The sequence below is a fragment of the Alteromonas sp. 4NH20-0056 genome, from assembly GCF_057539655.1.
Window position 1 is genome coordinate 17,478 of record NZ_BAAJLS010000015.1, and the last position, 14,293, is coordinate 31,770.

Here is a 14,293-nt window from a genome sequence, read left to right on the forward strand (position 1 = left end):
ACCAAAATATGGCGAAAAGAAAAACCGCATATGTCTGCTCAGACTGTGGTGCAGAATTTCCTCGATGGCAAGGCCAATGCTCTGAATGTAAGGCGTGGAATACCATCAGCGAGTTCGTGATAAGCTCGCCCAAATCAGCAGTGAAAACCGCTCATAGCGGGTATGCGGGTCAAACCGTAGCTAAAATAGAAACGCTAAATACGATAGATTTAGAAGCACTTCCGCGCTTTAGCTCTACGTTTAAAGAGCTCGATAGGGTGCTTGGAGGGGGCATTGTGCCGGGGGCAGCTATGCTGATTGGCGGGTCGCCAGGTGCAGGTAAAAGTACCTTGTTACTTCAGGTAATGTGCCAAATGGCACAAACAGAAAGTGCGCTGTACGTTACGGGGGAAGAGTCGTTGCAGCAGGTTGCTATGCGTGCCAAGCGACTTAATTTACCCGATGACAAGCTTATGATGCTTGCCGAAACGAATGTCGAAACTATTTGTGACCTTGCATTAACCAAAAAGCCTCGAATTATGGTGATTGACTCTATACAGGTTATGCACGTTGCTGACGTTGCCTCGGCGCCTGGTAGCGTGTCGCAAGTAAGAGAAAGCGCAGCGTACCTAACACGTTTTGCAAAGCAACATCATATTGCCATGTTTATCGTAGGGCATGTCACAAAAGAAGGGAATCTAGCAGGCCCGAAAGTACTCGAACACTGTATTGATAGTTCAATGATGTTAGAAGGTGACAGTGACGGTCGATATCGAACACTGCGAAGCCATAAAAATCGTTTTGGCGCAGTAAATGAACTTGGCGTGTTCGCAATGACTGAGCGTGGATTAAAAGAAGTCAATAATCCATCTGCCATATTCCTAAGCCGTGGTGAAAATGAAACACCAGGGTCTAGCGTTATGGTGATTTGGGAAGGGACGCGCCCGCTACTTGTCGAAATTCAAGCATTGGTAGATTACTCGCAAATGTCGAATCCAAGGCGTATTGCCGTGGGGCTTGATCAAAACCGATTGTCGATGCTGCTGGCGGTGTTACACCGTCATGGTAATGTGCAAATGAACGACCAAGATGTGTTTGTGAATGTAGTCGGTGGGGTACGAGTATCAGAAACCAGTGTTGATTTAGCATTGCTCATGGCCATGATATCGAGTTTTAGAAACCGCCCGTTACCACGGGATTTGATTGTATTTGGAGAAGTCGGTCTGGCCGGAGAAATTAGGCCAGTGCCAAATGGAAACGAACGCATTACAGAAGCGGCAAAGCATGGCTTTACGCGTGCTATTGTGCCAAAAGCGAATGCGCCGAAGCAATCGATTAAGGGTATGACGGTTGTGCCGGTCGCTCAGCTTTCTGACGCATTGGATGCGCTAGAGTAAACCGCATCTATAAGTGCATTAAGCTCTTTATCATTTAAGTCAGCGTCGTTGCTGTTCAACATGATAAGGCGTCTTAATGCACTAATACTTTCTACGCTCATTGTTGAGACCTTACACCCTAGATTAATCATATCTTCACGGCTATCCGTTTGGCGATACAGTTGTTCGATATACATGACAATCGGCGGGCTATCTTCATTTACTTTAAACTCTGCCACATAGGCGTCGTGGCTATCGAAGGGAAGAGAATCAAGCGATTGCTCATTAGCGCTCAGTTTTATGCCCTGCAATGACACGTCGGTTATAATGACATCGACCTGCTTATCGCCATGCGATAAAGTTCCATGGACGCGCAGCGGCACGCGGCTAAATTTTCGCTTATCTGACATGATAGGCCCTATTTACTGCTTAATGTATTTATTGAGTATTAGCGAATATGCAACGCTAATCAATAATTGGTTTTGTTCAGGTGTATGCCACCATGTTTTAATCGTAAAAAAAAGACCCCGAAGGGTCTTTTACGTAATGGTTATTTAGACATACGTTTGTATTTCAAACGGTGAGGCTCAACGACATCTTGCCCATATTCCGCTTTTAACCATGCTTCGTAATCAGCATAGTTACCTTCAAAGAAGTTGATCTTGCCTTCATCACGGTAATCCATAATGTGAGTCGCGACACGGTCAAGGAACCAACGGTCATGCGAGATAACCATGGCACATCCAGGGAATTCTAGCAGCGCGTTTTCTAGCGCACGTAGCGTTTCAACGTCCAAGTCGTTGGTTGGTTCATCGAGTAATAGCACGTTACCGCCCGCTTTGAGCAATTTCGCTAAATGAACACGGTTGCGCTCACCTCCAGATAAGTCACCCACGAATTTTTGCTGGCTGTTTCCTTTAAAATTGAAACGGCTGCAATAAGCACGGCTATTTATTTCAAAGTTACCAATTCGAATAATATCTTGGTCGTCGGAAATCTCTTTCCACACCGTGTTTTTTTCATCCATGTGGTCGCGGAACTGATCAACACTGGCAATCTGAACGGATTCCCCGATACTGATAGCGCCTGAATCAGGTTGCTCAGCACCTGTCAACATTCTAAACAGGGTTGATTTACCCGCGCCGTTTGGCCCAACGATCCCTACGATTGCGCCTTTTGGCACTTTAAATGAAAGGTCGTCAATGAGTAAACGGTCGCCATACGACTTCTTGAGGTTTTCTACTTCAATGACTTTATCACCCAGTCTTTCGCCTGGTGGAATAAAGAGTTCGTTCGTCTCATTACGTTTTTGATAGTCACTGGTAGACATTTCTTCAAAGCGAGTCATACGCGCTTTGCTTTTTGCGTGTCTTCCTTTAGGGTTTGAGCGTACCCACTCGAGCTCTTGTTTCATACTTTTTTGGCGAGCAGTTTCAGCGCGTTCTTCTTGCTGTAAGCGATTCTCTTTTTGCTCGAGCCAAGAAGAGTAATTGCCTTCCCATGGAATACCTTCACCGCGGTCAAGCTCCAAAATCCAACCCGCAACGTTGTCGAGGAAATATCTATCATGGGTAATGGCTACTACAGTGCCTTCATAATCGTGTAGGAAGCGCTCTAGCCACGCAACAGATTCTGCATCCAAGTGGTTAGTTGGTTCGTCTAGTAGCAGCATTTCAGGCTTTTCTAGCAACAGGCGGCAAAGTGCTACGCGGCGGCGTTCCCCACCTGATAGCTTACTAACGTCAGCATCCCAAGGGGGAAGGCGTAGTGCGTCAGCTGCACGTTCTAGCGCATTTTCTAGGTTGTGCCCGTCTTTCGCTTGAATGATTGCTTCTAATTCGCCTTGCTCTTTCGCTAACGCGTCGAAGTCTGCGTCTGGGTCGGCATACGCGGCATAAACCTCATCAATGCGCGTCAACGCATGTTTAACGTCAGCTACTGCTTCTTCTATGTTTCCGCGAACATCTTTGGTCTCATCAAGCTGAGGCTCTTGCGATAAGTAACCAATTTTTAACCCGGGTTGGGGGCGTGCTTCACCTTCAATATCGGTGTCGATTCCCGCCATAATACGTAATAAGGTAGACTTACCCGCACCATTAAGCCCGAGTACGCCTATTTTTGCGCCTGGAAAAAAGCTTAGTGAGATATTTTTAAGAATTTGGCGGCTCGGGGGAACGATTTTGCCCACCCGATGCATACTGTAAACGTATTGAGACATTCTGTGTCCTCGCTGACAAGCGGTATAAAAACAAAGCGGTATTGTACTCGCATCACTATAGCCTGTGCTAGTCCGTTACGCTATACCAGTGAATAACTGATGGCTTTTTCGCCACTTAGGGTGAAAAGTGCGAATATTGCATCGGTAGACGCTTGGAAATAAGGTAAACTTCATGCAATCGACGGATATTATATTTACAGGTGTTTTTTGGTATGACTGCATTAAACAAACGCACATACACGCTTTCAGAGCTGGCTGATCACGTTGGAGGCGAGGTAAAAGGCGACGGCAGCATTACGTTATCGGCCGTTGGCACGCTTTCACAGTCGGCTGCGCATCAAATTTCATTTTTAACCAACCCCAAGTACAAAACTCAGCTTAAAGATACGTCGGCTGGCGCAGTAATCATTCACCCAAAATTAAAGGATGAAGCAATGGGCCCTGCGTTAGTCACGGATAACCCTCACGCTGCATTTGCCCGAATATCTCAGCTGTTCGATACCACGCCTGTTGTCGCAAGTGGTATCGCGGATTCTGCTGTAATTGCCCCATCGGCGCGTTTGGGGAGCGATATTGCATTAGGCCACAATGTTATCATTGAAGATAACGTTGTCTTGGGCGATCGGGTAACAATTGGTGCTAATACCGTTATTCGTCGCGGTACAAAAATTGGCGAAGGGAGCGTTATACACCCCAACGTTACTATTTATAATGATGTTGTTATCGGCAAAAGAGTCATGGTGCAGAGCCAAACGGTCATCGGTTCTGCAGGTTTTGGTTACGCAAACGATAAGGGAGTGTGGTTGCCTATTCCACAAACCGGTACCGTGCGTATTGGTGACGACAGCCAAATTGGTGCTAATACTAGCATTGACCGTGGCGCGATGGACGATACTATTCTTGGTACGAACGTGATTATCGACAACCAAGTACAAATTGGACACAACTGTATTATCGGCGATCATTCTTGTATTTGTGGTTCAACCGGCATTGCAGGAAGCTGTAATATTGGTAAACATGTTGTCGTTGCAGGTGGGGTTGGTATTAATGGTCATATTTCTATCTGTGATAATGTACAGATAACGGGGTATACCATGGTCGTACAAGATATTACCGAGCCAGGCGTTTATTCTTCAGGGCAACCTGCACAAACAAATTTAGCGTGGCGCAAAAATACGGTACGCCTACAAAAAATTGGCAGTTTATTTGACCGAGTGAAGGCCCTAGAGAAACAGGTCTGATCTCGCTGAAGGGTAGGTGTTACGTTAAACCTACGTCATTTGTCTAAATTTGGTGATAAAGCGGTATACAAGCAGTCGAAAATGGCTAGAATATGGCCTCAAATTATCGATGCGACATTGTGCTATACAGCGCCCATATTTACCGCAGTTAAGGAGCCCCCATGTTACCTCGCGAAATGAACATAGCAGACTTTGATCCTGAATTAGCCGATGCGATGGCTAAAGAGGTTGAGCGTCAAGAACATCATATTGAGCTTATTGCGTCTGAAAACTACTGTAGCCCTCGTGTTATGGAAGCTCAGGGTTCACAACTTACGAATAAATATGCCGAAGGTTATCCTGGCAAGCGCTATTATGGTGGTTGTGAGCATGTTGACGTAGTAGAACAGTTAGCCATTGACCGTGCAAAAGAATTATTCGGTGCGGATTATGCGAACGTGCAGCCACACGCTGGTTCACAGGCAAATACTGCTGTGTTTATGGCGCTTTTAGACGCTGGCGATACCGTACTAGGTATGAGTTTGTCAGAAGGTGGTCATTTAACTCATGGTTCACATGTAAACTTCTCTGGTAAGACGTATAACGCGGTGCAATACGGGTTAAATAACGAGACCGGCGAAATTGATTACGAGCAAGTTGAAGCGCTAGCAAAAGAGCACAAGCCGAAAATGATTATCGGTGGGTTCTCTGCATACTCAGGTATCGTTGATTGGGCTCGCTTCCGTGAGATCGCTGACAGTGTTGGTGCCTATCTTCTTGTCGATATGGCGCACGTTGCAGGGCTAGTAGCTGCTGGCGTATATCCGAACCCGTTACCACACGCTCATGTTGTCACGACCACAACGCATAAAACGCTCGCTGGCCCTCGAAGCGGTTTGATTTTATCTTCATGTGGTGATGAGACGCTTTATAAGAAGTTTAACAGCTCTGTATTCCCAGGTAATCAAGGTGGCCCGTTATGCCATGTTATCGCGGCAAAAGCGGTTGCATTCAAAGAAGCGCTACAGCCAGAGTTTAAAGAATACCAAAAACAGGTTGTTGCTAACGCAAAAGCGATGGTGTCAGTAATGCAAGAGCGCGGGTACAACATTGTTTCTGGCGGTACAGATAACCACCTGTTTTTACTCGACCTTATCGATAAAGATATTACAGGTAAAGACGCCGATGCAGCGCTAGGTTCTGCAAACATCACCGTGAACAAAAATTCGGTACCTAATGACCCACGTTCACCGTTTGTGACTAGCGGTTTGCGCATTGGTAGCCCAGCAATTACGCGTCGTGGTTTCAAAGAAGCCGAAGCGAAGCAGGTGGCTACATGGATAAGTGATATACTTGACAATATGGGCGATGACGCTGTTATCGAACGTGTTAAGGGTGAAGTAGTTGCACTATGTAAGCAGTTTCCTGTTTACGGTTAATCGCACGCTTTGCGAAATGTTGCATGTGCGTCTACGCTCGCTTTAAAAACAGCATAGATGCACACGCGATGAGTAAGGAAGTTTTATGTTTTGCCCCTTTTGCTCTGCACAAGAAACGAAAGTGATAGACTCTCGCTTAGTGGCTGAGGGGCATCAAGTTCGTCGGCGTAGAGAGTGTATTAATTGTAACGAACGTTTTACTACATTTGAAAGCGCTGAGCTTGTTATGCCACGTGTGATTAAGCGTGATGGTTCACGAGAGCCATTCAATGAAGATAAGCTTAGAGCGGGTTTGCAGCGCGCATTAGAAAAACGGCCAGTAAGCACCGAAAAGATTGAGCAATGTATTTTGTCACTGAAGTCTCAGCTACGCGCCACAGGCGAAAGAGAAGTCAGCAGTGAGTTGCTTGGCAACCTTATTATGAAAGCACTAAAAGAGCTGGATAAGGTAGCCTACGTTAGGTTTGCGTCGGTTTATCGTTCGTTTGAAGATATTCGAGAGTTTGGCGAAGAGATTGCCAGACTGGGAGATTAACCACAGGACTTTTAGTGGACCACTCTATTAAAGACGTTGATCACTACTGGATGGCGAAAGCCATTCAACTCGCCGACAAAGGGCGTTTTACCACATCACCGAACCCTCGCGTCGGCTGTATTATTGTCGATGAAAATAATCAGGTCGTTGGTCAAGGTTTCCACAAAGAAGCCGGTACCCCCCACGCTGAAGTCCATGCACTTCGTCACGCAAAGCATCTTGCAAAAGATGCAACCGCCTATGTTACGCTTGAACCATGTAGTCATTTTGGCAAAACGCCACCGTGTGCAGACGCACTCATAGATGCGAAAGTAAGCCGCGTTGTTGTGGGAATGACCGATCCTAATCCTCAAGTAAGTGGGCGCGGCATTCAAAAACTGCGTGACGCAGGCATTGAGGTTATTTCTGGTGTATTGGCAGAACAAGCGGCAGCCCTGAACAAAGGTTTCATAAAGCGCATGCTAAGCGGAAAGCCTTATGTGCGTGTGAAGTTAGGCATAAGCCTCGACGGTAAAATTGCGCTTGGCAATGGAAACAGTCAATGGATAACAGGTCCAATGGCACGAAAAGACGTACAACAATATCGAGCGCAAAGTTGTGCGGTATTGACTGGCTCCGGCACAGTTATCGCGGATAACCCGAGCTTGCTGGTAAGACCTAATGAGGCACAACTTCGTGAGTACCCCGTTGACACATTGCGCCAACCGGTAAGAGTGATCGTGGATAGTCAACGGCAAGTTGGAAAGCATCACCAATGCTTTAACGATGGGTTTACCACTTACGTGGCATGTTGTCCTGATAAGTTGAGTGAGGCGGACGCATTAGCTAGCCCAGATAGCACAGGCGACAGCATCATCATCGTAGAAGAACGGGATGGTCGAATAAATCTATCTCGTTTATTAGAAAAACTCGGTGAGATGCAGTTTAACGAAATCTGGGTAGAGGCAGGGCCTGGGCTTGCTGGGGCGCTACTTGCTAACGAAGAGGTCGACGAACTTATCTGTTATCAAGCCCCCAAATTACTGGGTGATAAAGGTGTCAGTATGGTGAATTTGCCGACATTTACATCGCTCGACGAAACTATTTCTCTATCACTTGTTGAAAACCGGCAGGTGGGTAACGATATTAAGCTTATCTATAAGCCTTTAAATGGCTAAACGCCAAAAAGGAAGTGTATGTTCACTGGTATTATTCAAGCGCTTGGTAGTATTCAAAAATTAGATAACCGTGGCAATGACATTCGTTTAACGGTTAACTCACCCGCGCTAGACATGTCTGATGTGGCATTAGGCGACAGTATTGCGACCAATGGCGTTTGCTTAACGGTTACCGATATGGGAGCCGACTTTTACTGTGCGGATGTGTCTGCAGAAACTATCAAGTTAACTGGCTTTGCCCATTACGGCGTTGGTTCTGTTGTTAATCTAGAGAAGGCAATGCGCCCAACGGATCGTTTTGGCGGGCATATTGTTTCTGGCCACGTTGACGGTGTTGGGCACGTAAGCCAAATTATTAAGCACACAGACTATGTCGAAATTTGGGTCAAAGCGCCGGATGATATTGCCAAGTATATTGCGCACAAAGGCAGTATCACAGTGGATGGCGTTAGTTTAACCGTAAATAAGGTTAACGGTGCAGAGTTTATGTTGTGGATCATTCCGCATACACTAAAAGAAACAGTATTGGGTACCTATAAAGTAGGTACCGCTGTGAATTTAGAAGTTGATGTCATCGCGCGGTATTTAGAGCGATTAATGCTTGGAGAAAAAGCCGCTTATTCTGAAAAGAAAGATATCGACTTGGCATTTCTTGCCGAGAACGGATTTTTAAAAAAATAACCCTACAAGAAGTATAAATTATGGCATTTAACACCACACAAGAGATCATTGAAGATATTCGTCAAGGTAAAATGGTCATCCTAATGGACGATGAAGACCGTGAAAATGAGGGCGACCTTATTATGGCGGCACAGCACGTGACCCCTGAAGCGATTAACTTTATGGTGACACATGCCAGAGGCCTCGTTTGTTTGCCGATGACACAAGAGCGCTGTCGACGTCTGAATCTCCCCCTAATGGTTGATAAGAATGAAGCGCAGTTTTCTACAAACTTTACGGTGTCTATCGAAGCGGCAACGGGCGTAACCACTGGGATTTCAGCGAGCGATCGCGCGACGACGATAAAAGCGGCAGTAGCCACAGACGCTAAAGCCACTGATATCGTTCAACCTGGTCACATTTTTCCTCTTATTGCCAAAGAAGGTGGCGTGTTAAATCGAGCAGGGCATACCGAGGCTGGTGTCGATTTGCCGCGCCTTGCGGGATTAGAGCCTGCTGGCGTTATTGTTGAAATTCTTAATGAAGATGGCACCATGGCGCGCCGTCCTGAGCTTGAAAAATTTGCCGAAAAACACGACCTAAAAATTGGGACAATTGCAGATCTTATCGAGTATCGTAATCTCAACGAAACCACTATTGAAAAAGTGGCGGTATGCACACTGCCAACCGAATACGGTGAATTTCAACTTCATACCTTCAAAGACAGTATTGATAATCAACTTCATTATGCGTTGCAAAAGGGTGAGGTAAACGAAGCCGCTCCTACACTAGTTAGGGTGCATTTGCACAATACATTCAGTGATCTTTTAGGCTCTACCCGCGGTATCAACCGCTCAATGACGTTAGCGCAAGGTATGCAAAAGATCGCTGATGAGGGCGGAGTGCTTGTGTTGTTGGGTAAAGATGAGCAAATTGAGAATCAAGTTCGTCGTTTCTCAGCTGAAGATAGGGGCGAACGCCCAGCAGGCGCAGATTGGCAAGGCTCTTCGCGCACGGTTGGCGTTGGAAGCCAAATTTTAGCGTCATTAGGTGTTCATCAAATGCGTTTGTTAAGTAAGCCTATCAAGTACCACGCTCTGTCTGGTTATGGGTTGGAAGTCGTTGAATACGTTCACGATTAATGTTTTATCATGAAGAGGTGTAAACACCTCTTTTTTATATCTTGCTCTTTACAACGAGATTAAGACGAAAGAGCAGGTAAACAATCGATTTAGTTTGCGCGCAGTTGTGATATACTTCGCGCCGTTTTTTCTGAAGGAATGAAACCATGCAGGTTATTGAAGGTAATATCAGAGCAACGGGTAAAAAGTTTGCTATCGTTGTGTCTCGCTTTAACAGTTTTGTCGTTGAAAGCTTGCTTGAAGGTGCGCTTGATACATTAGACCGTCACGGTGAAGTAAGTGACGATGATATTACAGTTGTTCGCGTGCCAGGCGCTTACGAGCTTCCTGTAGTGGCCAAAAAACTCGCAGAGAAAAAATCATTTGACGCTATTATTGCACTAGGTGCGGTAATCCGTGGTGGCACTCCGCACTTTGATTTTGTTGCAGGTGAGTGTAATAAAGGCCTTGCACAAGTATCATTAGAGCATGGTATACCACTATCGTTTGGCGTAATTACAACAGATTCAATTGAACAAGCAATCGAACGTTCGGGAACTAAAGCCGGTAATAAAGGCGCTGAAGCTGCACTTGGTGCACTTGAAATGGTTAACGTAATCGATGCTGTTGAAAAGCTTTAAGGTAAACATTAAGTGAAAGTTTCAGCTCGTCGTAAAGCCCGTGAACTTGCCCTGCAGGGTGTATATTCATGGCAAATGAGTCATAACGATATTCAGCAGGTTGAACTGGCCCTTGCGACCAGTAATGACATGCAGAAGGTTGATATGGCTTATTTTCAGGCGCTGCTTCGTGGTGTTGCAAAAAATGCAAGCCAGTTAGACGCGACAATCAAGCCCTATTTAGGTCGCTTGCCTGAAGAGTTAGACCCTATAGAGAAAGCGATTTTGCGTATAGCAACGCTGGAACTGACTGAAAGAATGGACGTACCCTATCGTGTAATCATTAATGAATCTATTGAACTTGCTAAAGCCTTTGGTGCTGAAGAAAGTCATAAGTTTATTAATGGTTCATTAGACAAAGCAGTTCGTACTTTACGTAAGAACGAGCGCGACTAACCGATAAATTGTGACAATGGATGTCACAATTAGGTTTAATGAGTTACCGTGAAAGAATTTGATCTTATCGGCCGATATTTCTCTGATAGCGGCCATAAACGCAAAGATGTTGTTATTGGTATTGGCGATGATTGCGCTGTTACCACCGTTCCAGAAAATCAACAGCTAGCCGTGACCACTGATACGTTAGTGGCGGGCGTACATTTCCTTAAAGATGCGCCGGCGAAGTCTATTGCCTATAAAACCGTTGCTGTAAATCTAAGTGATTTAGCAGCGATGGGGGCTGAGCCTGCATGGATTAGTTTGTCGTTATCACTGCCTGAAGCAAATGAGCAATGGCTTACCGATTTCGTAGAAGGGCTTCATGAGATTACGCAGTATTATTCTGTGCAGCTTATTGGAGGCGACACGGTAAAAGGGCCTATGGCGATGACCATCACGGCGCAGGGGTTCATTCCACCTGGGTCGGAGCTAACCCGCAGTAACGCTAAACCTGGTGATTGGGTATATGTGACTGGCTCGTTGGGCGATGCAGGTGCTGGTCTGGATATTCTTCAGAACACCCTTAAGGTGAGTGGCGAAGCGAGAGATGTACTTATTAATCGTCATTACTTTCCAACGCCGCGTGTTGCAGTAGGCACAGCACTTAGACGTTTGGCGACATCGTGCATTGATATTTCAGACGGTCTACTGTCTGACCTTGGCCACATTCTAAAGGCCTCTGGCTGCGGTGTAAACATTCACGTAGACAGATTGCCTTTGTCACGCGCACTTACGCAAGCGGTGTCGGCTGAAGAGGCAATAGAATACGCGCTATCTGCTGGCGATGACTACGAACTTCTTTTTACCGCCAGTGAAGAGCAAAAAGGTAGTTTAGAAACATCGCTTACCAGCACCAACGTTAAAGCGACCTGTATTGGGCAGCTTACCGGGCAGTCTGGTGTTTTGAAATTATTGAAAGCCAACGAAAAGTACGTACCCAAAACCGCTAAGGGTTATGAACACACGTTTTAAAAAGTAGGAAGCTATGCAGCCAGAATTTCGCACACGTGTCAGTATGAAAAATCCAGTACATTTTCTGGCGCTAGGGTTCGGTAGTGGGTTAATTCCAGTTATGCCAGGCACGTTTGGCTCGCTCGCTGCAATACCGCTTCTCGCGTTGCTATCATCAGCGACAATGCCTCTGTTCATAGCGATTACCCTGTTATGTTCACTTGTTGGTGTCTACTTGTGTGGTAAAACCGCGAGAGACATGCAGGTGCATGACCATGGCGCTATTGTGTGGGACGAAGTTGCAGGGATGTTGGTCACGTTTCTTTTTATTCCAATCAACCTACCGACACTTGTAGTCGGTTTCATCCTTTTTAGGGTGTTCGATATTCTTAAACCTTGGCCAATTGGTCTCATTGATAAGCGACTCCACGGTGGCACCGGCATAATGCTTGATGACATTCTCGCAGGTGCGATGGCATGTGGATGTATGCATTTGCTCTTTACCTTTTGGCCTGCGGTATTTAGCCTCTTTTAGTATTGAGCCAGTAAACTTAAACAAAAAGCCCGCATCTGAATGCGGGCTTTTTGTTACTAGCGATGTGCTAAGCGTTATTTCATCAATTAGATAGCGCTTGGTTGACGGTATCAATGATACCGTCGGCGTCAAGGCCATGCACTTTGTACATTTCGGTTTGTGTGCCCTGTAAAATGAAGCTATCGGGTAGCCCAAGCATTTTCATCTTAATGGCAATGCCACTTTGCATTAAGTGTTCGGCTACAGCGCTACCGGCCCCGCCCATTATACATCCATCTTCAAGCGTAATAAGCATGTCGTGATTTGCAGCGGCTTGTTCCACGGCTTGAGTATCTAATGGTTTTACAAACCGCATATCAATAACGGTTGCATCGAGGTTCTCTGCCGCTTCCAGTGCATATGGAAGTAACGTACCAAAATTGAGGATGGCAACACGTTTGTCAGCCTTTTCGCTTGCACAGCGACACGTACGCGATTGGCCTAATGGAATGGCCGTCATGTCTTCGTCGGGCTGTACATGCATGCCAGCACCTCTGGGGTATCTAACCGCTGCCGGTTTTTGTGCTATGTGACCGGTGTAGAGCATTTGACGACACTCGTTCTCATCGCTTGGTGCCATAACTATCATATTTGGAATGCAGCGTAAAAACGCAATGTCGAACGCGCCTTGATGCGTCGGGCCATCGGCGCCCACAATACCGGCTCTATCAATGGCGAAAAGTACAGGAAGGTCTTGTAGCGCGACATCATGAATAAGTTGGTCGTATGCACGTTGCAAGAAGGTAGAGTAGATAGCGACAACGGCATTGAACCCTTCTTTTGCTAACCCTGCCGCAAAGGTAACGGCGTGTTGTTCTGCGATGGCTACATCAAAATATTGGTCAGGATATTGTTGCGAAAACTTAACCATACCCGATCCTTCGCGCATAGCAGGGGTTACTGCCATTAACTTGTTATCTTTTTCTGCCATATCGCACAGCCAATCGCCAAAGATTGCTGAGAACGTGGGGGCTGTTGGCTTGGCTTTTGGTAAAGCATTATCCGCAGGGTTAAACTTAGGGACAGCGTGAAATTTTATCGGATCTTCTTCTGCAACGGCATAGCCTTTACCTTTTTTCGTAACGACATGCAGTAACTGAGGCCCTTTGAAGTTGCGCATATTTCTAAGAGTATCGACGACAGCATTAACATCATGGCCGTCAATAGGGCCAATGTAGTTAAATCCTAGCTCTTCGAAAATTGTGCCGGGGACCACCATGCCTTTAATATGCTCTTCGGCACGACTGGCAAATTCTTTGATTGGCGGCACGTTACTTAACAGCTTTTTACCCCCGTCGCGAATTGAATTGAAGAAGTTACCGGTGAGTAGACGTGCTAAATGGCTATTAAGCGCCCCTACATTTTCTGAGATTGACATTTCGTTGTCGTTTAATACAACCACCATGTCTTTATTGATATCACCTGCATGGTTCATTGCTTCAAATGCCATGCCGGCGGTCATGGCGCCATCGCCAATAACGGCAACTACTTTTCGTCCCGCGCCTTCTTTGTCTGCGGCGACAGCCATGCCGAGGGCCGCACTAATTGACGTTGACGAGTGGCCTACGGCAAAAGTGTCGTATTCACTCTCGGGCGGCCAAGGGAAGGGGTGCAATCCGTCTTTCTGACGTATGGTAGACATACGCTGTGCGCGCCCTGTCAATATCTTATGGGGATAGGCTTGATGGCCTACATCCCATAGCAATCTGTCAAACGGTGTTTTATAAATGTAATGTAACGCCACCGTCAGTTCTACGGTGCCAAGCCCTGAAGCAAAATGTCCACTGGTTTGGCTTACGCTGTTAAGTAAGTACTCACGAAGTTCATCCGCTAAAGTGCGCAGTTTCTCTTGAGGTAACTGTCGTAATTGTTCCGGCGTTTGCGCATTGGCAAGCGTAGGGTAATGTTGGAGATCTAAACTCATTTATTAATTATCTTTTTCAAC

The 14,293-nt window shown here is 46.1% G+C and carries 14 protein-coding genes; 11 read left to right on the forward strand and 3 right to left on the reverse strand.

Features of this window, described 5'->3' with window-relative positions; translation table 11 throughout:
• Positions 1 to 8 precede the first annotated feature (8 nt).
• On the forward strand, positions 9 to 1,376 hold the full coding sequence (gene radA, locus AC27EZ_RS17595) for a DNA repair protein RadA (RefSeq protein ID WP_487136574.1): 1,368 nt from the start codon (positions 9 to 11) through the stop codon (positions 1,374 to 1,376).
• On the opposite strand, the gene AC27EZ_RS17600 is transcribed toward radA, so the two are convergent.
• The gene (locus tag AC27EZ_RS17600; protein WP_487136575.1) at positions 1,343 to 1,765 is read right to left on the reverse strand and encodes a PilZ domain-containing protein; all 423 of its coding nucleotides are present in this window, start codon (positions 1,763 to 1,765) and stop codon (positions 1,343 to 1,345) included. The two genes, radA and AC27EZ_RS17600, sit on opposite strands and share 34 nt — an antisense overlap.
• A 140-nt stretch (positions 1,766 to 1,905) precedes the next feature.
• Positions 1,906 to 3,573 carry an energy-dependent translational throttle protein EttA gene (ettA, locus tag AC27EZ_RS17605; RefSeq protein ID WP_487136576.1) on the reverse strand — a complete coding sequence of 556 codons (1,668 nt, stop codon included), beginning with the start codon at positions 3,571 to 3,573 and terminating at the stop codon, positions 1,906 to 1,908.
• Between the two features lie 212 nt (positions 3,574 to 3,785).
• On the opposite strand from ettA, the gene lpxD reads away from it, so the two are divergent.
• The 10 genes from lpxD to AC27EZ_RS17655 all read left to right on the forward strand — a co-directional run bounded on the left by lpxD (position 3,786) and on the right by AC27EZ_RS17655 (position 12,309).
• The gene (gene lpxD, locus AC27EZ_RS17610) at positions 3,786 to 4,814 is read left to right on the forward strand and encodes a UDP-3-O-(3-hydroxymyristoyl)glucosamine N-acyltransferase (RefSeq protein WP_487136577.1); all 1,029 of its coding nucleotides are present in this window, start codon (positions 3,786 to 3,788) and stop codon (positions 4,812 to 4,814) included.
• 161 nt (positions 4,815 to 4,975) lie between these two features.
• Positions 4,976 to 6,232 (forward strand): serine hydroxymethyltransferase, encoded by a 1,257-nt coding sequence (gene glyA, locus AC27EZ_RS17615; protein WP_487136578.1) that lies wholly within the window; start codon positions 4,976 to 4,978, stop codon positions 6,230 to 6,232.
• Between the two features lie 85 nt (positions 6,233 to 6,317).
• Positions 6,318 to 6,767: a transcriptional regulator NrdR gene (gene nrdR, locus AC27EZ_RS17620; protein ID WP_487136579.1), complete on the forward strand. Its 450-nt coding sequence runs from the start codon at positions 6,318 to 6,320 to the stop codon at positions 6,765 to 6,767.
• A 14-nt stretch (positions 6,768 to 6,781) separates the two neighbouring features.
• Entirely contained in the window at positions 6,782 to 7,924 is a 1,143-nt protein-coding gene (gene ribD, locus AC27EZ_RS17625; protein ID WP_487136580.1) for a bifunctional diaminohydroxyphosphoribosylaminopyrimidine deaminase/5-amino-6-(5-phosphoribosylamino)uracil reductase RibD, read from the forward strand.
• Between the two features lie 18 nt (positions 7,925 to 7,942).
• Entirely contained in the window at positions 7,943 to 8,605 is a 663-nt protein-coding gene (locus tag AC27EZ_RS17630) for a riboflavin synthase (RefSeq protein WP_487136581.1), read from the forward strand.
• Positions 8,606 to 8,625: 20 nt separating this feature from the next.
• Positions 8,626 to 9,726 carry a bifunctional 3,4-dihydroxy-2-butanone-4-phosphate synthase/GTP cyclohydrolase II gene (gene ribBA, locus AC27EZ_RS17635; RefSeq protein ID WP_487136582.1) on the forward strand — a complete coding sequence of 367 codons (1,101 nt, stop codon included), beginning with the start codon at positions 8,626 to 8,628 and terminating at the stop codon, positions 9,724 to 9,726.
• Between the two features lie 146 nt (positions 9,727 to 9,872).
• The gene (ribH, locus tag AC27EZ_RS17640) at positions 9,873 to 10,346 is read left to right on the forward strand and encodes a 6,7-dimethyl-8-ribityllumazine synthase (RefSeq protein WP_487136583.1); all 474 of its coding nucleotides are present in this window, start codon (positions 9,873 to 9,875) and stop codon (positions 10,344 to 10,346) included.
• Between the two features lie 12 nt (positions 10,347 to 10,358).
• A complete protein-coding gene (nusB, locus tag AC27EZ_RS17645; protein WP_421131914.1) occupies positions 10,359 to 10,781 on the forward strand; it encodes a transcription antitermination factor NusB in 423 nt (140 codons plus the stop codon).
• A 48-nt stretch (positions 10,782 to 10,829) separates the two neighbouring features.
• Positions 10,830 to 11,795 carry a thiamine-phosphate kinase gene (gene thiL / locus AC27EZ_RS17650; RefSeq protein WP_487136584.1) on the forward strand — a complete coding sequence of 322 codons (966 nt, stop codon included), beginning with the start codon at positions 10,830 to 10,832 and terminating at the stop codon, positions 11,793 to 11,795.
• Between the two features lie 13 nt (positions 11,796 to 11,808).
• Positions 11,809 to 12,309 (forward strand): phosphatidylglycerophosphatase A family protein, encoded by a 501-nt coding sequence (locus AC27EZ_RS17655; RefSeq protein ID WP_487136585.1) that lies wholly within the window; start codon positions 11,809 to 11,811, stop codon positions 12,307 to 12,309.
• A gap of 82 nt (positions 12,310 to 12,391) precedes the next feature.
• On the opposite strand, the gene dxs is transcribed toward AC27EZ_RS17655, so the two are convergent.
• Entirely contained in the window at positions 12,392 to 14,272 is a 1,881-nt protein-coding gene (gene dxs / locus AC27EZ_RS17660; RefSeq protein WP_487136586.1) for a 1-deoxy-D-xylulose-5-phosphate synthase, read from the reverse strand.
• Positions 14,273 to 14,293: the final 21 nt, after the last annotated feature.